General features: G+C 70.6%; 20 protein-coding genes. 17 read left to right on the top strand and 3 right to left on the bottom strand.

Annotated features, from left to right (window positions below; genetic code table 11):
• Window positions 1-218 precede the first annotated feature (218 nt).
• The 5 genes from ACK4HH_RS01250 to rplL all read left to right on the top strand — a co-directional run bounded on the left by ACK4HH_RS01250 (window position 219) and on the right by rplL (window position 4516).
• Window positions 219-959, top strand: a complete 741-nt coding sequence (locus ACK4HH_RS01250; RefSeq protein ID WP_409647503.1) for a response regulator transcription factor — start codon at window positions 219-221, stop codon at window positions 957-959.
• Window positions 959-2401, top strand: a complete 1443-nt coding sequence (locus ACK4HH_RS01245) for a sensor histidine kinase (protein ID WP_409647586.1) — start codon at window positions 959-961, stop codon at window positions 2399-2401. Before ACK4HH_RS01250 ends, ACK4HH_RS01245 begins: the two co-directional genes overlap by 1 nt.
• Before the next feature lie 9 nt (window positions 2402-2410).
• A complete protein-coding gene (locus tag ACK4HH_RS01240; RefSeq protein WP_409647501.1) occupies window positions 2411-3256 on the top strand; it encodes an NAD-dependent epimerase/dehydratase family protein in 846 nt (281 codons plus the stop codon).
• Window positions 3257-3565: 309 nt separating this feature from the next.
• Window positions 3566-4081, top strand: coding sequence for a 50S ribosomal protein L10 (gene rplJ, locus ACK4HH_RS01235; protein WP_255160334.1), 516 nt, complete (start codon window positions 3566-3568; stop codon window positions 4079-4081).
• Window positions 4082-4129: 48 nt separating this feature from the next.
• Entirely contained in the window at window positions 4130-4516 is a 387-nt protein-coding gene (gene rplL / locus ACK4HH_RS01230; protein WP_409647498.1) for a 50S ribosomal protein L7/L12, read from the top strand.
• 94 nt (window positions 4517-4610) lie between these two features.
• On the opposite strand, the gene ACK4HH_RS01225 is transcribed toward rplL, so the two are convergent.
• Window positions 4611-5633, bottom strand: a complete 1023-nt coding sequence (locus ACK4HH_RS01225; RefSeq protein WP_409647495.1) for a LacI family DNA-binding transcriptional regulator — start codon at window positions 5631-5633, stop codon at window positions 4611-4613.
• A gap of 376 nt (window positions 5634-6009) precedes the next feature.
• On the opposite strand from ACK4HH_RS01225, the gene ACK4HH_RS01220 reads away from it, so the two are divergent.
• The 4 genes from ACK4HH_RS01220 (at window position 6010) to ACK4HH_RS01205 (ending at window position 11363) form a co-directional block, all read left to right on the top strand.
• Window positions 6010-7359: an ABC transporter substrate-binding protein gene (locus tag ACK4HH_RS01220; RefSeq protein WP_409647492.1), complete on the top strand. Its 1350-nt coding sequence runs from the start codon at window positions 6010-6012 to the stop codon at window positions 7357-7359.
• Between the two features lie 116 nt (window positions 7360-7475).
• Window positions 7476-8468 (top strand): carbohydrate ABC transporter permease, encoded by a 993-nt coding sequence (locus ACK4HH_RS01215; RefSeq protein WP_409647488.1) that lies wholly within the window; start codon window positions 7476-7478, stop codon window positions 8466-8468.
• Window positions 8465-9412: a carbohydrate ABC transporter permease gene (locus tag ACK4HH_RS01210; protein WP_409647485.1), complete on the top strand. Its 948-nt coding sequence runs from the start codon at window positions 8465-8467 to the stop codon at window positions 9410-9412. The genes ACK4HH_RS01215 and ACK4HH_RS01210 overlap by 4 nt, the downstream gene beginning before the upstream one ends.
• A 52-nt stretch (window positions 9413-9464) precedes the next feature.
• Window positions 9465-11363: an ABC transporter ATP-binding protein gene (locus ACK4HH_RS01205; RefSeq protein WP_409647583.1), complete on the top strand. Its 1899-nt coding sequence runs from the start codon at window positions 9465-9467 to the stop codon at window positions 11361-11363.
• Here ACK4HH_RS01205 and ACK4HH_RS01200 read toward each other — a convergent pair.
• Window positions 11330-11998 carry a DUF305 domain-containing protein gene (locus ACK4HH_RS01200; protein ID WP_409647482.1) on the bottom strand — a complete coding sequence of 223 codons (669 nt, stop codon included), beginning with the start codon at window positions 11996-11998 and terminating at the stop codon, window positions 11330-11332. The genes ACK4HH_RS01205 and ACK4HH_RS01200 overlap by 34 nt on opposite strands.
• A 2-nt stretch (window positions 11999-12000) precedes the next feature.
• Window positions 12001-12669: a DUF3105 domain-containing protein gene (locus tag ACK4HH_RS01195; RefSeq protein WP_409647479.1), complete on the bottom strand. Its 669-nt coding sequence runs from the start codon at window positions 12667-12669 to the stop codon at window positions 12001-12003.
• A gap of 192 nt (window positions 12670-12861) precedes the next feature.
• Between ACK4HH_RS01195 and ACK4HH_RS01190 the strand changes: the two genes are divergently transcribed.
• The 8 genes from ACK4HH_RS01190 to araA all read left to right on the top strand — a co-directional run bounded on the left by ACK4HH_RS01190 (window position 12862) and on the right by araA (window position 24270).
• Window positions 12862-15051 (top strand): adenylate/guanylate cyclase domain-containing protein, encoded by a 2190-nt coding sequence (locus ACK4HH_RS01190; protein ID WP_409647477.1) that lies wholly within the window; start codon window positions 12862-12864, stop codon window positions 15049-15051.
• Complete coding sequence (locus tag ACK4HH_RS01185; protein WP_409647474.1) at window positions 15048-16484, top strand: mechanosensitive ion channel family protein; 1437 nt, start codon at window positions 15048-15050, stop codon at window positions 16482-16484. The genes ACK4HH_RS01190 and ACK4HH_RS01185 overlap by 4 nt, the downstream gene beginning before the upstream one ends.
• Before the next feature lie 74 nt (window positions 16485-16558).
• Window positions 16559-17953 carry a cystathionine beta-synthase gene (locus ACK4HH_RS01180; protein WP_409647471.1) on the top strand — a complete coding sequence of 465 codons (1395 nt, stop codon included), beginning with the start codon at window positions 16559-16561 and terminating at the stop codon, window positions 17951-17953.
• Complete coding sequence (locus tag ACK4HH_RS01175; protein WP_409647468.1) at window positions 17950-19134, top strand: cystathionine gamma-synthase; 1185 nt, start codon at window positions 17950-17952, stop codon at window positions 19132-19134. The genes ACK4HH_RS01180 and ACK4HH_RS01175 overlap by 4 nt, the downstream gene beginning before the upstream one ends.
• Window positions 19135-19228: 94 nt before the next feature.
• Entirely contained in the window at window positions 19229-20263 is a 1035-nt protein-coding gene (locus tag ACK4HH_RS01170) for a LacI family DNA-binding transcriptional regulator (protein ID WP_409647465.1), read from the top strand.
• 190 nt (window positions 20264-20453) lie between these two features.
• Window positions 20454-21161, top strand: coding sequence for an L-ribulose-5-phosphate 4-epimerase (locus ACK4HH_RS01165; protein ID WP_409647463.1), 708 nt, complete (start codon window positions 20454-20456; stop codon window positions 21159-21161).
• On the top strand, window positions 21158-22753 hold the full coding sequence (locus ACK4HH_RS01160) for an FGGY-family carbohydrate kinase (protein WP_409647460.1): 1596 nt from the start codon (window positions 21158-21160) through the stop codon (window positions 22751-22753). The genes ACK4HH_RS01165 and ACK4HH_RS01160 overlap by 4 nt, the downstream gene beginning before the upstream one ends.
• Window positions 22750-24270: an L-arabinose isomerase gene (araA, locus tag ACK4HH_RS01155; RefSeq protein WP_409647458.1), complete on the top strand. Its 1521-nt coding sequence runs from the start codon at window positions 22750-22752 to the stop codon at window positions 24268-24270. Before ACK4HH_RS01160 ends, araA begins: the two co-directional genes overlap by 4 nt.
• Window positions 24271-24352: the final 82 nt, after the last annotated feature.

Below are 24352 nucleotides of genomic sequence, written 5' to 3'. Positions count from 1 at the left end.
GCCTCATCGTCGGTATCGCCGGCGCCGGCCGTCGCAGCCGCGGCGCGCACCGCGCCTGACGCGCAGAGCCTGAGCGCACCGCGCTCATCGACGAGAGCCCCGGCCCGCATCCCCTCGCCGCCGGGGCTCTCGTGCGCCCGGCGCCCCGCCGATCGCCCCCGCCATCGGCCCTAGGATGCTCCAAGCAGGCTCATAGACTTCTACGTCTTACTGGAGCCATGGCTGATGACGAGCTCCCCGAGTCCCCCCGCCTCACGCGCCCCGACGGCTCGCCCGTGCGGGCTCTCGTGGTCGACGACGAGCCATCGCTCGCCGACCTCGTGTCGATGGCCCTGAAGTACGAGGGGTGGGATGTTCGCACCGCGCTCACCGGGCAGCAGGCACTGCAGCACGGCCGCGAGTTCAAGCCCGACATCGTCGTGCTCGACATCATGCTGCCCGACCTCGACGGCCTCGAGGTGCTGCGCCGCCTGCGTGCCGACGGCACCGATGTACCCGTGCTGTTCCTCACCGCGAAAGACTCGGTCGACGACCGCGTCGTCGGGCTCACGGCGGGCGGCGACGACTACGTCACGAAGCCCTTCAGCCTCGAAGAGCTCGTCGCTCGCCTGCGCGGCCTGATCCGCCGCAGCGCGCTCGTCGTGAGCGAGCGGGCCGACCCCGAGATCCGCGTGGGCGACCTCGTGCTCAACGAAGAGAGCTACGAGGTGCGCCGCGGCGAGACCGAGATCGAGCTCACGGCGACCGAGTTCGAGCTGCTGCGCTACCTCATGCGCAACCCCAAGCGCGTGCTGAGCAAGGCGCAGATTCTCGACCGTGTGTGGAGCTACGACTTCGGCGGGCGCTCGAGCATCGTCGAGATCTACATCTCGTACCTGCGCAAGAAGATCGACACGCTCGGCCCCGCCATGATCCACACCGTTCGGGGCGTCGGCTACATGATCAAGCCGGTCACGTGATGCACGGAGGGTGGTCGCTGCGCAAGCGGCTCGTGGCGGGCATCCTCGTGCTGCTCATGATGGCGACGCTCGCGATCGGCGTGCTGAGCGTGTACTTCGTGCGCGCCAACATCGTCGCCCAGCTCGACGACGAGCTGCGCATCATCGCCCAGCGCATCGAGAACGTCGCGGCCCCCGGTCGCGGCCCCGCGCAGAGCTTCGAGGGCCCCGGCCTGCCGACGGGCTCGCTCATCGGCGTCATCCAGTCCGACGGGTCGACGGTCGCCGCGTACCTCGACGACAACGCCACGGTGCGCGAGCTCAGCAGCGTGCAGCTGCGCGTGCTCGCCATCCGCGCGCTCGGCGAGCCCGTTACCCTGCGCCTGCCGGGCGGGCTCGGCGAGTTCCGGGTGCTCGCGACGAGCGCCGACCGCGACACCGTGCTCATCGTCGGCCTCTCGACGCGCGAGGTCACGACCACGGTCGCCCGCCTCGCCGCGGTCATCGCGGCCGTGCTCGCCGGCATCCTGATCGTCGCCGCCGTGCTCGGGCGCGAGGTCGTGCGCCTCGGTCTGCGCCCGCTCACGCGCGTGCGCGAGGCGGCCACGGCCGTCACGACCCTGCCGCTCGACCGCGGCACGGTGGCCCTCGCCGACCGGCTGCCCGCGCTCGACACCGATCCGAGCACCGAGGTCGGCCAGCTCGGCGCCGCCTTCACGCGCATGCTCGAGCACGTGCAGAACGCTTTCGACGCGCGGCAGGCGAGCGAGCAGAAGGTGCGGCAGTTCGTCGCCGACGCCAGCCACGAGCTGCGCACGCCGCTCGCCGCCATCCGCGGCTATAGCGAGCTGACCCGCCGCAGCGGGCACGAGCTTCCCGACGACATCCGCCACGCGCTCTCGCGCATCGAGTCGGAGTCGGTGCGCATGTCGGCGCTCGTCGACGACCTGCTGCTGCTCGCCCGGCTCGACGAGGGGCGCGAGCTGCGGCGCGACCCCGTCGACCTCTCGGCGATCATGACCGACGCCGTCGCCGATGCTCAAGCCACCTCGCCAGCGCACGACTGGGTCGTGCGGGTTCCCCGCGCCCCCGTCATCGTCGAGGGCGACCAGCACCGGCTGCACCAGGTCGTCGCCAACCTGCTCGCCAACGCCCGCGTGCACACCCCCGAAGGCACGCGCGTGACCGCGGCGCTCGGCACGCTCGAGGGCCGCGCGATCGTGACCATCACCGACACGGGCCCCGGAATCCCCGCCGAGGTGCAGCCCGTGCTCTTCGAGCGCTTCGCGCGCGCCGACACCTCGCGCTCGCGCGCCACGGGCTCGACGGGCCTGGGCCTCTCGATCGTCGCGGCGGTCGTGCAGGCGCACGGCGGCGAGGTCGCGGCCTCGTCACGCCCGGGCGAGACGGTGTTCCGGGTGAGCCTGCCGCTCGTGCGCACCCCGGCGACGACGAGCGCTTAGGCTCGCACCATGCGCATCGCCGTGAGTGGTTCGACCGGCAAGCTCGGGCAGGCCGTCGTCTCGCACCTGGTCGAGACCGGGCACTCCGTGACCGGGCTCGACGCCGTCGGCGCCCCCGGCGAGGGCTTCGTTCGGGTCGATCTCACCGACACCGGGCAGGTGCTGGATGCCCTCGCCGGGGTCGAAGAGCGCTACGACGGTCTCGACGCCGTCGTGCACCTGGCGGCGAGCCCGGCCCCGGGCATCCGGCCCGATACGGTGCTGCTGCAGGACAACCTCGCGATGACGATCGCCGTGTTCCAGGCGGCGCGTCGCGCGGGCATCCGGCGCATCGTGCACGCCTCGAGCGAGACCCTGCTCGGCCTGCCGCTCACCGAGGCGCCGCCCGCCGCGCCGATCGACGAGACGCAGCCCACGCGCCCCAACTTCATGTACGCGGTCGGCAAGCACCTCGAAGAAGAGCTCGGCCGCAAGATCTGCCGCCTCGACGCCGACCTCTCGATCACCGGGCTGCGCTTCAGCAACGTCATGGCCCCCGACGACTACGCCGAGTTCGACAGCTGGCAAGACGACCCCGCGGTGCGCCGCTGGAACCTCTGGGGCTACATCGACCGGCGCGACGGCGCGCACGCGGTCGAGCGGGCCCTCGCCGTGCGCGGGCCCGGCTACGCGACCTACATCATCGCCGCGGCCGACACGGTCATGCGGCGCGACTCGGCCGAGCTCATGGCCGCCGAGTTCGCCGAGGTGCCGCTCACGCGACCGCTCTCGGGGCGCGAGACCCTGCTCTCGATTGACACCGCTCGGCGCGATCTCGGGTACGCACCGCGGCACTCCTGGCTCGACGGTCGGTAGCGCCCGACCGCGGTTTTGCAGCGGGCCGCCCACGTGACGTATGCTGGCCTCTTGCCATAGACCGCCGGTTGTCGCCGTGCTCGCTCGCAGACCCTGTCTGCTCGTGGTCACGACGACCGAAGGCTCGCACGCTCCTCACCGAGCGGACGACGGCCCGCGCAGGTGTACCGAACTGAGATCGCGCTTCCTCTCTGATGAGGATGCGTGCCGAGGCTCGTGCGCATGCGCACGGGCCTTTCGTCATGTGTGCCGGGGTTGCCCCCTCCCGGAGGTCGTGGTGAGACCAACGACAATCAATTGAGGAGCACCATGGCGAACAAGGAAGCAACGGTCGCCGAGCTGAAGGAACTGTTCTCCAGCTCGACCGCCGTACTGCTCACCGAGTACCGCGGCCTCACGGTGGCGCAGCTGAAGACGCTGCGCGGCAACATCCGTGCTGACGCGTCGTACGCCGTGGTGAAGAACACGCTGACCAAGATCGCGGCCAACGAGGCAGGCATCGACTCGCTCGATGACATGCTCGCCGGCCCGTCTGCCCTCGCCTTCGTGCACGGTGACCCCGTGACCGTGGCGAAGGCGCTGCGTGACTTCGCCAAGGCGAACCCCAACCTCGTGGTGAAGGGCGGCTACTTCGACGGTCGCCCGCTCGACGCCTCCGAGGTCATGAAGCTCGCCGAGCTCGAGAGCCGTGAGGTGGTGCTGGCCAAGCTGGCCGGTGCCGTCAAGGCCTCGCTCTTCGGTGCCGCATACATGTTCAACGCGCCGCTGGCGCAGGCCGCTCGCGCCGTTGACGCGCTGCGGCAGAAGCAGGAGTCCGGCAGCTGATTCTCAGCCGACCGGTTCACGACACGACACAACCCAGAAGGAGAAATCATGGCCAAGCTCACGACTGACCAGCTCATCGAGGCGTTCAAGGAGCTCTCGCTCATCGAGCTCAGCGAGTTCGTCAAGAAGTTCGAAGAGGTCTTCGAGGTCACCGCCGCCGCGCCCGTCGCGGTCGCCGCTGCCCCCGCCGCCGGTGGCGCCGCTGCCGAAGAGGTCGAGGAGAAGTCGTCGTTCGACGTCGTTCTCGAGGCCGCTGGCGACAAGAAGATCCAGGTCATCAAGGAGGTCCGCGCGCTCACGAGCCTCGGCCTCGGCGAGGCGAAGGCCGTCGTCGACGGCGCCCCCGGCGTCGTTCTCGAGGGTGTCAACAAGGAGACGGCCGACAAGGCCAAGGCCCAGCTCGAAGAGGCCGGCGCCACCGTCACCCTCAAGTAGTCACCCGCTTCACCCCGAGAGCCCCGCCCGACGCGAGTCGGTGCGGGGCTCTCGTGCGTGCGGGGCGCTCGCGCTGATCGGGCGGACGCCGCGGTCAGGAGGCGGGAACGCGCTGCGCGGCGGTGCTCGTGCGCACGGTGAGCGCCGTCGGCAGCAGCAGGTGCTCGTCGGGCGGCGCGGCCTCGGCGTGCTCGAGCTGGCTCAGCAGCAGCTCGACCGCGCGCGCGCCCTGGGCGCCGGGCTGCTGCGCGAGCGTCGTGAGGCCGAACATCTCGGCGAGCGGGTGGCCGTCGACGCCGATGATCGAGAGCTCGCCGGGGATGCTGATGCCCAGTTGGCGCGCCGCGACCGTGATGCCGATCGCGATCTCGTCGCATCCCGCGAAGATCGCCGTCGGTCGCGTGCGCGGGTCTCCGAGCACCGCGAGCCCGACCGCGTAGCCGCCCTCGATCGAGAAGTCGGCGTCGCGAAAGTCGTCGTCGACCGCGATGCCCGCATCCCGCAACGCCTGCGCGAAGCCCGTGTAGCGCTGGGAGTGCACGCGAAAGTCCATCTGCTCGTTCTGGTCGCCGCCGACGTGCATGATGCGACGGTGCCCCAGGCTGATGAGGTGCTCAGTCGCGAGCCGCGCCGTCTCGACGTCGTCGATCGAGAGCGAAGGGATGCCGTCGATGCGGCCGCCGATGCCGACGAGCGGCTTGCCGAGCGCCTGCAGCATCTGCACCTCGTGCGGGCTCAGGTCGATCGCCACCGAGATGACGGCGTCGACGCGCTTGCGCACGAGAAAGTAGTCGAAGACGCGGCGGCGCAGGTCGCGGTCGGTGCTGAGCCGGTACAGCGTGAGGTCGTAGCCGGCACGGATGAGCGACGACTCGATGCCCTCGAGCACCTCGGCGAAGTACCAGCGGTTGATGTAGGGGATCACGACGCCGACGTTGCGCGTGCGCCCCGTCACGAGGCTCGCGGCAGTCGACGACACGACGTAGCCGAGCTCGGCAGCCGCATCCTCGACCCGTCGCCGCGTGTCGTCCGAGACGTAGCCGCGCCCGCTCAGGGCGCGCGAGGCCGTCGACTTCGAGACGCCGGCAATGCGGGCGACATCGGCGAGGATGCTCATGGCCTCGTGCCCTCCATTGGACGGTGGCGGTGGATGCGGAGCGCGGGCCGCGCTGCCTGCAGCGGTCGACCGGGGGCGCCGTGGCGTCAGTGTAGCCCGAATCGCACGAGTGTGGAACCGATGCCACGTGGGAGCGGTCTCACGGCGCGTCGTGCTCGAGCCCGCACCTGGGCGGCGCCGGGGAGTTCGGCAACGGATCGATAACGGCTCTGGGATTGCGGGTTGCGGCGCGCGCACGCGTGACGTACGGTGACACCTGGAACCGGTTCCCGACGACGTGTCCCAGGGCCCGTCTGACGCCGAATTCCACCTCTTGCACCACCACAACCACGCGCGTCGAACGGCGCGCTGACCGACCTCAATGAGGAGGAAACACATGAGTTCCACTCTCCGACGCAGGCTCATTGCGCCTGCTGCGGCCATCGGAGCCCTGAGCCTCGTGCTCGCCGGCTGCGCTGCCGAGACCGATCCCGGCGCCGGCGGCGACGCGGACTGCGCCGCCTACGAGCAGTACGGCACCTTCGAGGGCGAGTCCGTCGAGCTGTACGCGACCATCATCGACACCGAGGCCGACGCCCTGGTCGAGAGCATGGCCGACTTCGAGGCCTGCACGGGCATCACCGTCGAGTACAACGGCACGCAGGAGGCGGAGACGCAGATCAACGTGCGTGCCGCTGCCGGTGACGCCCCCGACCTGATGATCATCCCGCAGCCCGGTCTGCTGCAGCGTCTCATCGCCGACGGCTACGTCGTGGCGGCCCCCGAGGCCGTCGAGGCCAACGTCGACGAGTTCTGGAGCGAGTCGTGGAAGGGCTACGGCACCGTCGACGGCGAGTTCTACGCCGCGCCGCTGCTCGCGAGCGTCAAGGGCTACGTCTGGTACTCGCCGGCCGACTTCGAGGAGAACGGCTACGAGATCCCGACGACCTACCAGGGCCTGCTCGACCTCTCGGAGCAGATGACCGAGCGCAACGACGGACCGTACCGTCCGTGGTGCGTCGGCTTCGGCTCGGGCGACGCGACCGGCTGGGTCGGCACCGACTGGGTCGAAGACCTGGTGCTGCGCACGGCTGGCCCCGAGGCCTACGACCAGTGGGTCGCCGGTGAGCTGAAGTTCGACTCGCCCGAGATCACCGAGGCGTTCGACCTCGTCGGCGAGGTGCTGCTGAACGACCAGTTCGTCAACGGCGGCTTCGGCGGCGTGCAGTCGATCGTGACGACCACCTTCCAGGATGGCGGCCTTTCGATCCTCGACGGCACCTGCTCGCTGCACCACCAGGCGTCGTTCTACGAGGCGCAGTGGGGCGAGGGCGTGACGGTTGCTCCTGACGGCGACGTCTGGGCCTTCATCACCCCGCCGATCGCCGAGGGCGACCCCAACGCCGTCACCGGTGGTGGCGAGTTCGTGGCCGCGTTCAACGACAACGAGGCGACCGGCGCTCTTCAGGCCTACCTCTCGAGCGACACCTTCGCCAACGAGCGCGTCTCGCGCGGCGGTGTCATCTCGGCGAACAAGGGTCTCGACCCGTCGCTCGCCGGTTCTGACCTCGCCCGCCAGTCGGTCGAGATCCTGCAGGGCGACGACACGATCTTCCGTTTCGACGCCTCTGACCTGATGCCCGCCGCCGTCGGAACCAGCTCGTTCTGGACCGGCATGGTCGACTGGGTCAACGGCACGCCGACGCCGGAGGTCCTCCGGGCCATCGACGCCACGTTCCCGCAGTAACCAGCATCAGCTGACCGCATGACAGACCGGCCCATCGGACTCTCGCAGTCCGGTGGGCCGGTCTGTCGGGTAACGTGGCCCACATCCACGCCAAACCAATGGAGGTTTGATAGGGCATGAGTGAATTCTGGTCTGATCTCATCGCGAAGTTCGGGATCATGGTCGTGGGCCTGGCGGTCTTCGCCGCGGTCGTGGGCCTCATCCTGTTCCTCGCCGATCGAGCCCCCAAGCGGGGCCGCGACTACTGGCAGCTCGCCGCGTTCGTCGGCCCGTCGATCGTGCTGCTCGCGGTCGGTCTCGTCTACCCGGCGATCCGCACCACGGTGCTCGCCTTCTTCAGCCGGCAGACGGCCAACGGCTCCGACTTCGTCGGCTTCGACAACTTCGTGTGGATGGTGACGCAGCCCGAGATCGTCGTCGTGCTCGTCAACACCCTCATCTGGGTCGCGCTCGTGCCGACCCTCTCGACGATCTTCGGCCTCGCCTACGCGGTCTTCATCGACAAGTCGCACGGCGAAAAGGTTCTCAAGTCGCTCGTCTTCATGCCCATGGCCATCTCGTTCGTCGGCGCCGGCATCATCTGGCGCTTCATGTACGAGTACCGCGAGGTGGGCTTCAGCGAGCAGATCGGTCTGCTCAACCAGATCCTCGTGTGGCTCGGGCAAGACCCGCAGCCCTTCCTCGTCAACTCCCCGTGGAACACCTTCTTCCTCATCGTGGTGATGGTCTGGATCCAGACCGGTTTCGCCATGGTGCTGCTCTCGGCGGCCATCAAGGGCGTGCCCGTCGAGATCATCGAAGCCGCGCGGCTCGACGGGGCGAACGCCTGGCAGTCGTTCTGGAACGTCACGGTGCCGGGAATCCGCGGCACGCTCGTGGTGGTCATCACGACCATCTCGATCGCGACCCTCAAGGTCTTCGACATCGTGCGCGCCATGACCGGCGGCAACTTCGACACCTCGGTCGTCGCCAACGAGATGTACACGCAGGCCTTCAACCGCGGTGAGACCGGATACGGCTCGGCGCTCGCCGTCGTGCTGTTCTTCATGGTCTTGCCGATCGTCGTCTACAACGTGCGCGTCATGCGCAAGCAGAAGGAGATCCGATGAGCACCGACGTCACCGCCGCTGCCGACGCTCCCGAGCAGCCGACGACCCGCGCCATCGCCACGGCCGCGGGCGGCGGCAAGGCCCGCCGGGTCAAAGAGCGCCTGACCTCGCCTTGGGCGACCTTCGCCGCCATCGTCATCGCCACCGTCTGGACGATCCCGACGTTCGGCCTGCTCGTGTCGTCGTTCCGCACGCCGGAGGAGATCCGCTCGAACGGCTGGTGGAACATCTTCGTCAGCCCGAGCTTCACGCTCGAGAACTACGCTGACGTGCTCACCGTGCAGGGGGCGTCGTCGGCGAACCTGGGCTCGTACTTCGTGAACTCGCTCGTCATCGCGATCCCCTCGGCGCTGTTCCCGATCATCATCGCGACGATGGCCGCCTACGCCTTCGCGTGGATCAAGTTCCGCGGCTCGGGTGCGATCTTCGTGCTCATCTTCGCGCTGCAGATCGTTCCCCTGCAGATGGCGCTCATCCCGCTGCTGCAGATCTTCAGCGAGGTGCTCGGCATCAGCGGCACCTTCCCGGCCGTGTGGATCGCGCACACGATCTTCGGCCTGCCGCTGTGCATCTTCTTGCTGCACAACTTCATCAGCGAGATCCCGGGCGAGGTCATCGAGGCCGCGCGCGTCGACGGGGCGAACCACACGCAGATCTTCTTCCGCATCGTGATCCCGCTCTCGCTGCCCGCTCTCGCCTCGATCGGCATCTTCCAGTTCCTCTGGGTCTGGAACGACCTGCTCGTCGCGCTCGTCTTCTCGGGCGGAACGGCCGACGTCGCGCCGCTCACGCAGCGCCTCGCCGAGCTCGTGGGCAACTTCGGGCGCAATCAAGAGCGACTGCCGGCCGCGGCCTTCATCTCGCTCGTCGTTCCGCTCATCGTGTTCTTCAGCCTGCAGCGCTACTTCGTGCGCGGCCTGCTGGCGGGCTCGACGAAGGGCTGATCCGACTCACACCGAGAACCCCGGTGGTCGCGCCTAGGCTCGCAGCATGAGCATGGGTGGCGGTCGCCGGGGTTCTCGCGTGTCGAGCGGCGATGTCGACGCGCAGCGGGCGGCCAACGCCGAGGCGCCGCGCATCCCGAACCTGCTGCCCCGCATCGCCGAGCTGTTCCGCCCGCACCGACGCCCGCTCGCCATCACGATCGCGCTCGTGCTCGTCTCGGCGGCGCTCAGCGTCGTACCGCCCCTGCTCACCCAGCAAGCCTTCGACCGCGGCCTGTTCCCGCCCGAGGGAACCCCGAATGTGCCCGTGCTGCTGCAGCTCGTCACCGCCATGCTCGTGTTGTGGCTCGTGTCGGCGGGCATCGGCATCGGCCAGACCTACCTGACGGCGACCGTGGGCAACAGCGTCATGGCGCAGCTGCGCGTGCGGCTCTTCGCGCACCTGCAGGCGATGGAGCTCGGTTTCTTCACGCGCACCAAGACCGGCATCATCCAGTCGCGCCTGCAGAACGACGTCGGCGGGGTGGCGGGCGTGCTCAGCAACACGGTCTCGAGCGTGATCGGCAACACCGTCACGGTCATCGCGGCCTTCGTCGCCATGGTCATCCTCAGCTGGCAGCTGACGATCGTCGCCGTCGTGCTGCTGCCGCTGCTCGTCGTGGCGCAGCGCCGCGTGGGCCAGGTGCGCGCGCGCATCGCCACGAAGACGCAAGAGTCGCTGAGCGACATGACGGCCATCACGCAAGAGGCCCTGAGCGTCTCGGGCATCCTGCTCGCCAAGAGCTTCTACCGGCAGCAGGGCGAGGTCGAGCGGTACCGCGCCGAGAACGACACCCAGCGCGGCCTGCAGGTGCAACTCTCGATGAGCGGCCAGTGGTTCTTCGCCACCGTCAACGTCTTCCTCTCGGTCATTCCCGCTGTCATCTACCTCGTCGCCGCGTGGCTCATACAGCAGGATGTCGCGGTCACGGCGGGCACGATCGTCGCCTTCACGACGGTGCAGGCCCGCCTCACCTACCCGCTCATGGGTCTCATGCGCGTCGCCCTCGACCTGCAGACGAGCGGCGCGCTCTTCGCGCGCATCTTCGAATACCTCGACCTGCAGCCGCGCATCACCGAGGTGCCCGACGCGCGCGACCCGGAGCCGGGCGAGCTCGGGCGCATCCGCTTCGACGACGTCGTGTTCCGCTACCCCGACGCACCCGACGACAGCGCGCCGACGCTCGACGGCGTCTCGTTCACGGTCGAGCCCGGGCAGTTCGTTGCCTTCGTCGGGCCCTCGGGCGCCGGCAAGACGACGATCTCGTATCTCGTGCCGCGCCTGCACGACGTCACGAGCGGCGTCGTCGAGGTGGGCGGTGTCGACGTGCGGCGGCTTCGTCAGCAGAGCCTCATCGAGAGCATCGGCATCGTCAGCCAAGAGACCTATCTCTTTCACGCGTCGATCGCCGAGAATCTGCGGTACGCCAAGCCCGAGGCGACGGATGCGGAGCTCGAGGCGGCGTGCCGTGCGGCGAGCATCCACGACACGATCGAGAGCTTTCCTGACCGCTACGACACCGTCGTGGGCGAGCGCGGCTACCGGCTGTCGGGCGGCGAGAAGCAGCGCATCGCGATCGCGCGCGTGCTGCTGAAAGACCCGCCCGTGCTGATTCTCGACGAGGCGACGAGCGCGCTCGACTCGGTGTCAGAGCGCGTCGTGCAGGGCGCGCTCGACACCGCGAGCCGCGGGCGCACGACCATCGCCATCGCGCACCGGCTCTCGACCGTGAGCGCCGCCGACGTCATCCACGTGGTCGATCACGGCCGCATCGTCGAGACCGGTCGGCACGACGAGCTCGTCGCGCTCGACGGCGTCTACGCGCGGCTCGTGGCCCAGCAGTCGGCCGACTACGGCCGGGCGGCGCCCGAGGGCGATCAGGATCGCGCGGCGAGCAGCTCGGTCATGTAGTCGAGCTCTTTCACCTGCAGCTGCACCATGCCCTCGGCGAGGCCCGTGACGAGGGGGTGGGTGCTGCGCGCGATGACCGCCTCGGCCATCTCGACACCGCCCTCGTGGTGGGCGATCATGAGCTCGAGAAAGAGGCGCTCGGCCTCGACGCCGGTCGCATTCTGCAGGGCCTGCATCTGCTCGAAGCTCGCAACCCCCGGCATCGGCTCGCCGGGCGTGTGGTCACCGTGCCCGTCGTGGCCCGCCGAGCCGTCGATGACGGGGCGCGCGAGCCACTCCATCTCGGGCTCGCTCGAGGTCTGCGGCAGCCCCCAGGTCGCGAGCCAGGCGAACATCTGCCCCTGCTGCTGGGTCTGGGCGGTCGCGATGTCGAGCGCGAGCAGGCGGATCTCGGGGTCGTCGGTGCGGTCGCGCACGAGCAGCGACATCTCGACGGCCTGGCCGTGGTGAACCTGCATGTCGCGCGCGAAGCCCGCCTCGGCGCTCGACTCGCCTGGCATCGGCGCGGTCGGGGCGGCCGTGACGCGCCCGACGAGAGCGCCGACGACGAGGGCGACCAGCACCAGCAGCGCCCCCGTGACGATCAGCCGGGTGCGGCTGAGCGGGGGAGCGGCTGCGGTGGTGGCGGCGCTCACGATCAGGAGATCTTGCCCGGGCCGTCGAGGGCCTGGCTGCAGAGAGCGCCCGGCTCGGGGGCGTCGGGCGACTGGCGGTACTTGATGATGAACTCGTTCAGTCGCGGGTCGTCGATGCCGTCGAGGGCGACCTGCACGCCCCACGCGCTCGCCACGACCGGAGCCTCGAGGCCCGGGAACGGCGAGAGGATCATGTACGAGCGCGGCATCGCCGAGCGAAGGGCATCGAGATCGCCGCCGGAGACCTGCTCGGGGTCGTAGGTCACCCACACGGCACCGTGCTCGAGCGAGTGCACGGCGTACTCGGCCGGAACCTCTTCTTCATAGATGCCGCAGTTGAGCCACGTCGGGTTGTGCGGGCCGCCTGCGGGCGGCGTCATGTCGTACTCGACGGCTGACTGCACGTGCAGCGCCTCGAGGCCCTCGAACGTCTCGAGGCCCTCGATCTCGATCGTGTCGGGGTCGATGGGCGGGGTCGCCGAGGTCACGACGATGCCCACGAGGATCGCGATGACGGCCACGCCGCCCACGATCGCGCCCGCGATGCCGAGGCGCTGATTGCGCTTCTCTTTCGCCTGCTTGGCCTTGAGCGCGGCGACCTTCTCGGCGCGGCGCTTCTCGCGCTGCTGCTTGATGGTGAGGTCGTCGGCGGAGGTCGAGTCGTCGGCCACGGGCGGGCTCCTGTCAGATGCGGGGCAGGGAGGAAGATCGGGTCGGGCACGACCCTGCCCCATCCTCCCAGAAATCGGGCAAGGGGATGCTGTGAGCGGCGCTCGCCGACCCCTCCCGCTTTCGCTTCGTGGCGGCTACTGTGAACCCAGCAGCTCACTCGCGCCCTTCGGGCATCGACCGTCGAGGAAGCCATGTCACACGCCGAGGACGAGCGGGACCGCCCGAGCGGTCATCGTGCTGGTCGGCGCCGGGGCGGGCTCAGCATCCAGTCGACCGTGCTCGTCATGCTGCTCGCCGTGAGCGTGACCTCGAACGTGCTCGTCGGCGTGATCGGCTACGTCAACGCGACCGACTCGCTGCGCGATGCCGCCTTCGAGCGCCTCGTCGAAGTGCGCGACTCGCGCGCGCGCGAGATCGAGCGGCTCTTCTCGACGATCGAGCGCACGGTCGTCGTGCACTCGCGCGGGCAGAGCGTGGTCGACGCGACCACCGCGTTCAGCGCGGCCTTCGCCGAGCTCGAGTCTGCGCCTCTCGACGACGCGCAGACCCAGTCGCTGTTCCGCTACTACGACGAGGTTTTCGGACCGGCGCTCAGCACGGCGACGGGGTCGACCGCCGATCCGGCCGGGTTCGTGCCGACGAGTGCTGCCGCGCGCTACCTGCAGGTGCACTACACGGCGCCGCACGCCGACTTCGCCTCGGCGATCGCGGTCGATGACGCGGGCGACGGCAGCGTGTGGTCGGCGGTGCATGCGCAGTACCACGACTACTTCCGCTCGATGACCGAGCTGCTCGAGTACGAAGACGTGCTCTTGATCGACGCGCGCGGCGTCGTCGTCTATAGCGCCTACAAGGGCGTCGACCTGGGCACCAACGTGCTGACTGGCCCGTACCGGTTCTCAACACTCGCGGCCGCTTACGGCGACGCTCTTGGCAGCAACCTGCTCGGCGAGGTTGCGGTCACCGACTTCGAGGCGTACCCGCCTTCGCTCAATCTGCCGGCGGGCTGGGCGGCGACGCCGATCGCTCGCGACGGCGAGATCATCGGGGCGATGGCGGTTGAGCTGCCGATTGAGCGGCTGAGCTCGGTGATGACCGCCGATGCCGACTTCGAGCAGGGCGGACTCGGCGACACCGGCGAGGCCTACCTCGTCGGGCAAGACGGCCTCATGCGGTCGCCCTCGCGCCTGCTCATGACCGACCCCGAGGCGTACGCCGAGGCCGCGCGCGCGGCCGGGACCGCGAGCGAGGTGGTCGAGCTCGCGGTGGCGCGCGGCACGACGCTGGGGCTGCAGCCCGTCACGACTCCCGCGGCCGAGTCGGCGCTCGCCGGGCGCTCGGGCACCATTATCGCGACCAGCTACCTGGGGCGCGAGACGCTCGCCGCGTACGCACCCGTCGAGGTCTCGGGGGTCGACTGGGTCGTCGTGGCCGAGATCGACAGCGCCGAGGCCTTCGCGCCCGTCACCGAGTTCACCCGCAATCTCGTGGTCTCGTCGGCCGTGCTCGCCCTCGTCGTCTCGGTGCTGTCGCTGCTGCTCGCGCGCATCTTCGTGAGCCCGCTGCGCCGCCTCGCCCACGCGGCGCAGCGCATCGCCGCGGGCGAGTCGGGGGTGACGGTCGATGCCGGCTCGAACGACGAGCTGCGCGCGGTCTCGGCCGCCTTCAACGACATGAGCCGCAGCCTGCAGGTCAAGGCCGACCTGCTTGACGAGCAGCGGGCCGAGAGCGAGCGGCTGCTGCGCGCGCTCATGCCCGAGCCGGTCATCCGGCGCTATCGCGACGGCGACCAGACGATCGCCGAAGACCACGCCGACGTCTCGGTGCTCTACGCCGACATCGTGGGCTTCGAAGAGTTCAGCCGCACCCGCGGCTCGGAGGCCACGCTCGAGACGCTCAACGAGCTCGTGCGGCAGTTCGACGAAGCGGGCGGGCCCTACGGCGTCGAGCACGTGCGCACGACCACGAAGGGCTACCTCGCGAGCTGCGGGCTCACGGTGCCCCGCATCGACAACGCCCGGCGCATCGTCGACTACGCGATCGAGCTCACGCGCATCGTCGATCGCTTCAGCGCGCAGTGGGGCGTCGCCCTGTCGCTGCGCGCCGGCGTCGACCTGGGCGGCGCCAGCAGCGGGCTCGTCGGCCGGGCGCACATGGTCTACGACCTCTGGGGGGACGCCGTCACGCTCGCCTTCCGCCTGCAGTCGGAGCGCACCGAGTCGGGCATCTTCGTGACCGATCGCGTGGCCGAGGCGCTGCCGGGCACCGTGCGGCTCATCGAGGCCGGGGCCATCGCGACGGCCCAGGGCGACGAGCGGGTGTGGCGCGTCGATATCGCTCGGCTCGAGGCCCCGCGCGGCGAGGTCGGGAGCGCGGGATGACCGAGATCTGGGGCGAGAGCTGGTTCTGGCCCTCGATCGCCGTGATCGTCGGTCTGCCGATCGTGCTGCTCGTGCTCGGCGAGCTCTACGAGGCGCTCGCGCAGCGCGGCAACCCCGCCGCGCGCGTCGTACGGCTCGTGCGCAACTACGTGGCACCCGTCGCAGCGCTGCTCGTGCTCGTCGCTCAGGCGGGCGGTGCCGAGATCGACGCCTCGTGGAGCCGCATCATCGCGACGGTGCTCGGGTTCCTCGTCATCGTCGTGCTCATCAACGGGCTCAACGTGGCGCTCTTCGTCACGGCGCGCAAGGGCTCGTGGCGCGAGAGGCTGCCCTCGATCTTCGTCGATGTGGGGCGGTTCCTGGTCATCGTCGTGGCCATCGCGGTGCTCTTCTCGTGGGTGTGGAGCGCCGACATCGGCGGGCTCTTCACGGCGCTCGGCATCGGCTCGATCGTCATCGGCCTCGCCCTGCAGAGCGCGGTCGGCTCGGTGCTCTCGGGCCTGCTGCTGCTGTTCGAGCAGCCCTTCGAGCTCGGCGACCACCTCGAGGTGGGCGACGTGCGAGGCCGCGTCGTCGAGGTCAACTGGCGCTCGGTGCACATCCGCACGATCGGCGGGGTCGTCATCGTGCCGAACTCCGAGCTCGCCGGTGCCTCGTTCTCGAACCTCTCGCGCAAAGAGGGGCCATACTCGGCGTGCGCGATGGTGCAGTTCGCCACCGAAGACCCGCCCGAGGCCGTGATTCGGGTCATGACGCGCGTGGCGGCCGACCTGCCGATGATCGTCGAGGGCGCGACCCCGAGCGCCGACGCCTTCGCGGCCGGCTCGTACGAGATCACGATCCCCGTCGCGACCCCAAGCGACGAGTACGGGGCGCTCAGCGAGTTCCGCCGCCGGCTCTGGTACGCCGCACGCCGTGCCGGTCTGCACCTCGATCGCGACTACTACGTCGAGTACGACACGATCGAGCAGCGCCGGGCGATGCTCACCCGGTTCTGCTCGGCCCTGTACTGCTCGCCCGACGAGTTGCAGCAGCATGCCGAGCGCGTGCGCGTCGAGCGCTACGTCGCGGGCGAGAAGCTGCAGCACATCGGCGAAGTGCCCGACGGAATCCGGCTCATCGACTCGGGCGCGACGCTCATGGTCGTCGAGGCGGCCGGGGGCGTGCGGGTTCCGGTGACCGAGCTCACGCGCGACGAGGTCGTCGGCCTCACCTCGCTCACCCGGCAGGGCATCAACGCCGCCGTCTACGCGACCACCGAGGTCACCGTGCTCGCCGTGCCCGTCGATGTGCTCGACCGGCTGGTCGCCGAGCGGCCCGAGCTCGCACGCGACTTCGGGCGCGAGATCGACAACCGTCGCGCCCTCGTGAGCGCCGCCTTCGCGAAGGCCGGCCTGCCTGCGCCGGCGGGGCAGCGCACGATCGCGTACTGAGCGCCGGGCATCCCGAACCCGTCTCGCTGCCGCCCCGCCCGTCACACGCGGCGGGCCGCTGATAGATTCGCCCCATGAAGTACGCCGATTCGGTTGTCGATCTGATCGGCGACACCCCCCTCGTCCGTCTCAACCGCGTGACCGACGGCATTGCCGCCACCGTGCTCGCCAAGGTCGAGTACCTCAACCCCGGCGGCTCGTCGAAAGACCGCATCGCGACGCGCATCATCGATGCCGCCGAGCGCGAGGGGCTGCTCAAGCCCGGCGGCACGATCGTCGAGCCGACGAGCGGCAACACGGGAGTCGGACTCGCGCTCGTCGCGCAGCAGCGCGGCTACAAGTGCGTCTTCGTGCTGCCCGACAAGGTGGGTGAAGACAAGCGCAACGTGCTCACGGCCTACGGCGCCGAGATCGTCGTGACGCCCACGGCCGTCGCGCCCGACGACCCCGAGTCGTACTACAGCGTCTCTGACCGCCTCGCGCGCGAGATCCCCGGCGCCTTCAAGCCGAACCAGTACGCCAACCCCAACGGGCCGCTCAGCCACTACGAGACCACCGGTCCCGAGATCTGGCGCGACACCGAGGGGCGCGTGACCCACTTCGTCGTCGGTGTGGGCACCGGCGGCACCATCACCGGCACGGGGCGGTACTTGCGCGAGATCAGCGCCGACCGCCCGAGCGGGCGCGTGCAGATCGTCGGCGTCGACCCCGTCGGCAGCGTGTACTCGGGCGGCAGCGGCCAGCCCTACCTCGTCGAGGGCGTCGGAGAAGACTTCTGGCCCGCCGCGTACGACCCGAGCGTCACCGACCGCATCGTCGCCGTGAGCGACCAGCAGTCGTTCGACATGACCCTGCGCCTCGCGCGCGAAGAGGGGCTGCTCGTCGGCGGCTCGTGCGGCATGGCCGCGGTCGGAGCGCTCGAGGTCGCGCGCGAGCTTGGCCCCCACGACGTCGTCGTCGTGCTGCTGCCCGACGGCGGGCGCGGCTATCTCGGCAAGATCTTCAACGACGGCTGGATGCGCCGCCACGGCTTCACGCGCCCCACGGGCTCGCCCACCGTGGCGCACCTGCTCGGCACCCCCGCCCGCCCGCTCGCGCACCTGCGGCGCGAGCACACCGTGGCCGACGCCGTCGCCGCGCTCGAGCAGCACGGAGGGGCCCTGCCCGTCGTCGCCGCTGAGCCGCCGGTCGTGCTCGGCGAGGTGCTCGGCACGGTCGACGCCCCGACGCTGCTGCGCGCGCTCGCGAGCGGCGCGGTGACCCCGGCCGATCCGGTCACCGCGGCGATGGGGCCGCGCCTGCCGATCGTCGGCGCGCACGAGAGCCTCGAGGCCGCGGGCGAGCGCTTCGGCGAGCGGGGTACCGGGGGCCAGCATCCCGAGACGCTCCTGGTGCTCGACGGCGGCAACCCCGTCGGCCTGCTGCACCGCACCGACCTGATCACCGCGCTCGCGGGAGGAGACGCATGACCGAGCACGACCCTGCGCCCACCGACCCCCACATCCTGCAGGGTTTCGCCACGCGCGCGATCCACGCCGGGCAGGCTTTCGACCCCACGACGGGCGCCGTCACGCCCCCCGTCTACCTGACCTCGACGTTCGTGCAGCGCGCCATCGGCGACCTGCGCGGCGGCTACGAGTACGCGCGCGGCGGCAACCCCACGCGCGACGCGCTGCAAGATCAGCTGGCCTCGCTCGAGTCGGGGGCGCGCGCCTTCAGCTTCGCCTCGGGCCTCGCGGCCGAAGATGCGTTGCTGCGCGCCGTGCTGAGCCCGGGCGATCACGTGCTCATGGGCAACGACGTCTACGGCGGCACGCACCGCCTCGTGCGCCGCATCTTCGGGCGCTGGCAGGTGGGCCTCACGACGGTCGAGCTGAGCGATGTCGACGCGACGCGCGCGGCGCTCGAGACGCTGAAGCCCCGCGTGCTGTGGCTCGAGACGCCGAGCAACCCGCTCATGAAGATCACCGACATCACGGCGCTCGCCGAGCTCGCCCACGCGGTCGGCGCGCTCGTCGTCGTCGACAACACCTTCGCCACGCCCTATCTGCAGCAGCCGCTCGTGCTCGGGGCCGACGTCGTCGTGCACTCGACGACCAAGTACCTCGGCGGGCACTCCGATGTGCTCGGCGGCGCGGTCGTGACGAACGACCTCGAGCTCGCCGAGCAGGTGCAGTTTCACCAGTTCGCCGCGGGCGCCGTCTCGGGGCCCATGGATGCGTGGCTCACCACCCGCGGCATCAAGACCCTCGCGGTGCGTATGGACCGCCACTCGGCCAACGCCCAGGCCATCGCCGAGGCCGTCGTCGGCCACGGCGCCGTGAGCCGCGTGTACTACCCGGGACTCCCCGAGCACCCGGGGCACGAGCTCGCCGCGCGCCAGATGCGGGGCTTCGGCGGCATGCTCTCGCTCGAACTTGCGGGCGGGGCCGCCGCCGCGCGCGCGTTCGCCGAGGGCCTGCGCGTCTTCAGCCTCGCCGAGTCGCTCGGCGGGGTCGAGTCGCTCGTGAACTACCCGAGCGAGATGACGCACGCCTCGGTGCGCGGCACCGAGCTCGAGGTGAGCGACGCGATCATCCGCCTCTCGGTCGGCATCGAAGACGTCGACGACCTGCTCGACGACGTGCGCCAGTCGCTCGCGGCGCTGTAGCCGCTCACTCGCGCGGCCCGGGCCGGGCATCCGGGGGCCGTGCATAATGGAGACGCGGATGTGAACGTACACATCGCGACCCGAACGGACGACGATGACGACGGAGACGGATCGCCCGGCTGAGCCGGAGCGCGTGCGCGCGCCCAACATCCGCGATGTCGCCCGGGTGGCGGGAGTCTCATACCAGACCGTCTCGCGCGTGCTCAACGACAGCCCGAGCATCCGGCCCGAGACGCTGCAGCGCGTGCGCGATGCGATCGACGAGCTCGGCTACCGGCCGAACCAGGCGGCGCGCGCCCTCGTCACGAGCCGCTCGCGCACGATCGGCGTGCTCACGGCGCAGACGGTGCACTACGGGCCGCAGACGAGCATCCAGGCCATCGAGACCGCGGCGCGCGAGGCCGGCTACCGGCTCTCGATCACGAACATCAGCTCGACCGAGTACGCCTCGATCAAGAGCGGGCTCGACTACCTCATGAGCCAGTCGATCGAGGCGCTCATCGTTATCGCCCCGCAGGTGCGCGTCTTCGAGGCGATCAATGATCTGCAGGTCGGCGTGCCCTTCGTCACCCTCGAGGCGACGGGGCTCAACACCTCGCACTCGCTCTGGGTCGACCAGGTCATGGGGGCGCGCATGGCCACGAAGCACCTGATCGACCTCGGCCACACCGAGATCATGCACATCTCGGGGCCGCAAGACTGGATCGAGGCCGAGGCCCGCATGCAGGGCTTCTTGCGCGAGCTGAGCGATGCCGACCTGCGCACGCGCGCGCCCATCCTGGGCGACTGGACCGCCTCGTTCGGCTACTACGCGGGGCTCGAGCTGCTGCGCTACCGCGACTTCAGCGCCGTGTTCGTCGGCAACGACCAGATGGCCCTGGGGTTCATGCACGCGTGCCGCGAGTCGGGCCTCGGCATCCCCGGCGACATCTCGATCGTGGGCTTCGACGACATTCCTGAGTCGGCGCACTACGCCCCGCCGCTCACGACCGTGCGGCAGAACTTCGCCGAGATCGGCCGCCGCGCCGTGGCCCTGCTGCTCGGTGAGCTGCGGGGTGAGACGGGGATGGACCACGACCCCGTCAAGCCCGAGCTCATCGTGCGCGAATCGACCGCCCGCCGGGCCTGAGGCCCGCCGTTGGTCGCGGTCGTTATCGACTTGTGACCGTTTCGCACAGCCCTCCGGTTGACAGATGTGACCGTTTCGCCGTTAGATGGCCATCACGCGATGTGAACGGTCACAAATCGGTCACGCCGCGTCCGCCCCTTGAACCACCCCGGCGTCGGGTCCACCGCCGCCGCCGCGACGATGGAGTCCCGTGAGCACGCTGAGCCCTGAGGTGCAGGTCGCCATCGCGCGTGTGCGCGACGACGTGGCCGCTCTGCACGCCGAGCTCGTGCGCTACGGACTCGTGGTCTGGACGGGCGGCAACATCTCGGGCCGGGTTCCCGGCGCCGACCTCTTCGTCATCAAGCCCAGCGGTGTCGGCTACGACGACCTCGACCCCTCGAGCATGATCCTGTGCACGCTCGACGGCGAGGTCGTGCCCGACACCCCCGGCAGCGACCGCAGCCCCTCGAGCGACACGGCCGCGCACGCCTACGTGTACCGCGCCATGCCCGAGGTCGGCGGCGTCGTGCACACGCACTCGACCTACGCCACGGCGTGGGCCGCCCGTGCCGAGGCGATCCCCTGCGTCATCACCGCCATGGCCGACGAGTTCGGCGGCGAGATCCCCGTCGGCCCCTTCGCGATCATCGGCGACGACTCGATCGGCCGCGGCATCGTCGAGACCCTGCAGGGCCACCGCTCGCGCGCCGTGCTCATGCGCAACCACGGCCCCTTCACGATCGGCCGCGACGCGCGCGACGCCGTCAAGGCCGCCGTCATGCTCGAAGACGTGGCCCGCACGGTGCACATCGCGCGCCAGGGCGGCGAGCTCGTGCCGATCGCCTCCGAGGCGATCGACGCGCTCTTCGACCGCTACCAGAACGTCTACGGCCAGCCCGCGGCAGGTGCCCGATGAGCGCCGCCGCCGTCATCGCCGAGGGGCGCGCCGTGCTGGGCATCGAGCTCGGCTCGACGCGCATCAAGGCCTGCCTCATCGACCCGGCCGACGGCGCCGTGCTCGCCGTCGGTGCCCACGAGTGGCAGAACGAGCTCGTCGACGGCTACTGGAGCTACTCGCTCGAGGCCGTGCGCTCAGGCCTGCAGCACGCCTACACGGCGCTCGCCGCCGACGCGGCGGCGACGCACGGTGCGGCGCCGAGCCGCCTGGCCGCTGTCGGCGTCTCGGCCATGATGCACGGCTACCTCGCCTTCGACGCGCAGGGCGAGCTGCTCGTGCCCTTCCGCACCTGGCGCAACACGACGACGGGCGCCGCGGCGGCCGCCCTCACCGAGCTCTTCGGCACGGCGATCCCGCAGCGCTGGTCGATCGCCCACCTGCACCAGGCGGTGCTCGACGACGAGCCGCACGTGGCGCGCGTGCGCACCATCACGACCCTCGCGGGCCACGTGCACGAGCTGCTCGGGGGCGAGCGCGTGCTGGGCGTCGGCGACGCCTCGGGCATGTTCCCGCTCGCGGCCGACGGCACCGGGTACGACCCCGCGCTGCTCGCGCGCTACGACACCGTCGCCGCGTCGGCTCTCGCCGGCCCCCTCGAGGGGATGCTGCCCGCCGTGCTCCCCGCCGGTCGCCCCGCGGGCACCCTGAGCGCCGCAGGCGCCGCGCTGCTCGACCGCAGCGGCACCCTGCAGCCCGGCGCCCTGCTCTGCCCGCCCGAGGGCGACGCCGGAACGGGCATGGTCGCGACGAACGCGATCGGCCGGCGCACGGGCAACGTCAGCGTCGGCACGAGCATCTTCGCCATGGTCGTGCTCGAGCGCGCGCTCACGGGCATCCACCCCGAGATCGACATCGTCGCCACCCCGGCGGGCGACCCCGTCGCGATGGTGCACGCCAACAACGGCACGAGCGAGCTCGCCGCCTGGGTCGGCGTGCTGCGCCGTTTCGCCGCGCTCGCCGGTTCGCCCGTCGACGCCGACACCGCCTACCGCCTGCTGCTCGACGAGGCCATGACGGCGGCAGCCGACGCCGATGGCGTCACGGCGTACCCGCTCGAGGCCGGCGAGCCCGTGCTGGGTCTCGACGCCGGCCGGCCCCTCGTCATGCGCGAGCCCGGCACCGCGCTCACTCTCGCCGCCCTCGTGCGCGCGCAGCTGCTGAGCGTCTTCGCGACGCTCGCCGTCGGCATGCGCGTGCTGCGCGCCGAGGGCGTCGAGGTCAACCGCATCCAGGCCCACGGCGGCCTCTTCCGCACCGAGGGTGTCGCGCAGCGCTCCCTCGCGGCCGCCCTTGACGCGCCCGTCGGCGTCGTCGGCGCCGCCGCCGAGGGCGGCGCGTGGGGCATGGCCCTCCTCGCCGCCGTCGCGGCCGAGGGCGCCGAGCTCGCTCGGTACCTCGACGACCGCGTCTTCGCGGGCACCGCTTCCTCGGTCGTCGCTCCCGAGGCCGCCGACCTCACGGGCTTCGCCACCTACCTCGACCGCTTCGAGAGCGGCCTCGCCCTCCAGCGCGCCGCGCTCGACCCCCGACCCGCAGGAGCCCTCTCGTGACCCGCAGTATCGTTCCCGACCTCTCGACCTACGAGGTCTGGTTCCTCACCGGAAGCCAGAACCTCTACGGCGACGAGACGCTGCGCCAGGTCGCCGAGCAGTCGCAGCAGGTCGTCGCGGGCCTGCAGGCCGCGGCGAGCATCCCCGTCTCGATCGTGTGGAAGCCGACCCTGGTCGACAGCGCCAGCATCAAGCGCGTCATGCACGAGGCCAACGCGGCCCCGAACGTCATCGGCGTGATCGCGTGGATGCACACCTTCAGCCCGGCCAAGATGTGGATCGCCGGCCTCGATGCGCTGCAGAAGCCCCTGCTGCACCTGCACACGCAGGCCAACGTCGAGCTGCCGTTCGCGAGCATCGACTTCGACTTCATGAACCTCAACCAGGCCGCGCACGGCGACCGCGAGTTCGGCTACATCGTCTCGCGCCTCGGCGTCGCCCGCACGACCGTCGTCGGTCACGTCTCGAACCCCGCGGTCACCGACCGCGTGGCCGTCTGGGCGCGCGCAGCGGCCGGCTGGCACGCCACGCACGAGCTGAAGCTCGCCCGCTTCGGCGACAACATGCGCTACGTCGCCGTCACCGAGGGCGACAAGACCGAGGCCGAGCTGCGCTTCGGCGTGCAGGTCAACACGTGGGGCGTCACCGAGCTCGCCGACGCCGTGCACGCCGTGGGCGATGCCGCGATCGACGCCCTCGTCGCCGAGTACCTCGACCTCTACGACGTCGCCGCCGAGCTGCACCCCGGTTCCGCGCGGCACGAATCGTTGCGCTACGGCGCGGCGATCGAGCTGGGGCTGCGCGGGTTCCTCGAAGACGGCGGATTCTCTGCCTTCACCACCTCGTTCGAGGACCTCGCCGACCTCAAGCAGCTGCCCGGCCTCGCCGTGCAGCGCCTCATGGCCGACGGCTACGGCTTCGGCGCCGAGGGCGACTGGAAGACCGCGGTGCTCGTGCGCGCGGCCGCCGTGATGGGAGCCGGGCTGCCCGGTGGCGCATCCCTCATGGAGGACTACACGTACCACCTCGAGCCCGGCAACGAGCTGATCCTCGGCGCCCACATGCTCGAGGTGAGCCCCTCGCTCACGGCCGGGAAAGCGCGCCTCGAGGTGCACCCGCTCGGCATCGGCGGCAAAGACGACCCCGTGCGCCTGGTCTTCACGGCCGACGCCGGCCCCGCGGTCGTCGTGGCGCTCAGCGACATGCGCGACCGGTTCCGGCTCGTGGCGAACGTCGTCGAGAATGTCGCCCTGCCGGCGCCGATGCCCCACCTTCCTGTTGGCCACGCGGTGTGGAAGCCCGCGCCCGACTTCAGCACTTCCGCCGCAGCCTGGCTGACGGCGGGGGCCGCCCACCACACGGTCATGACCACGCAAGTGGGCGTCGACGTCTTCCGGGACTTCGCGCAGATGGCCGCCGTCGAGCTGCTCGTCATCGACGAGAGCACCACGCTCGAGGGGTTCGCGCGCGATGTGCGCACGAACGCCGCCTACTACCGATTGGCGCAGTCGCTGTGAGCGCGGCGCCGACCTCCTAGACGTCCCGGGGCTCGCCCCGGGAACGGTTCTCGACTCGACGTCGAATCGAGGGCCGCAGCAC

The organism is Microcella sp. (assembly GCF_046296455.1).
Lineage (GTDB): Bacteria > Actinomycetota > Actinomycetes > Actinomycetales > Microbacteriaceae > Microcella.
Note: the sequence above shows the minus strand (reverse complement) of the source record. Positions and strands in the feature narration are given on the sequence as shown.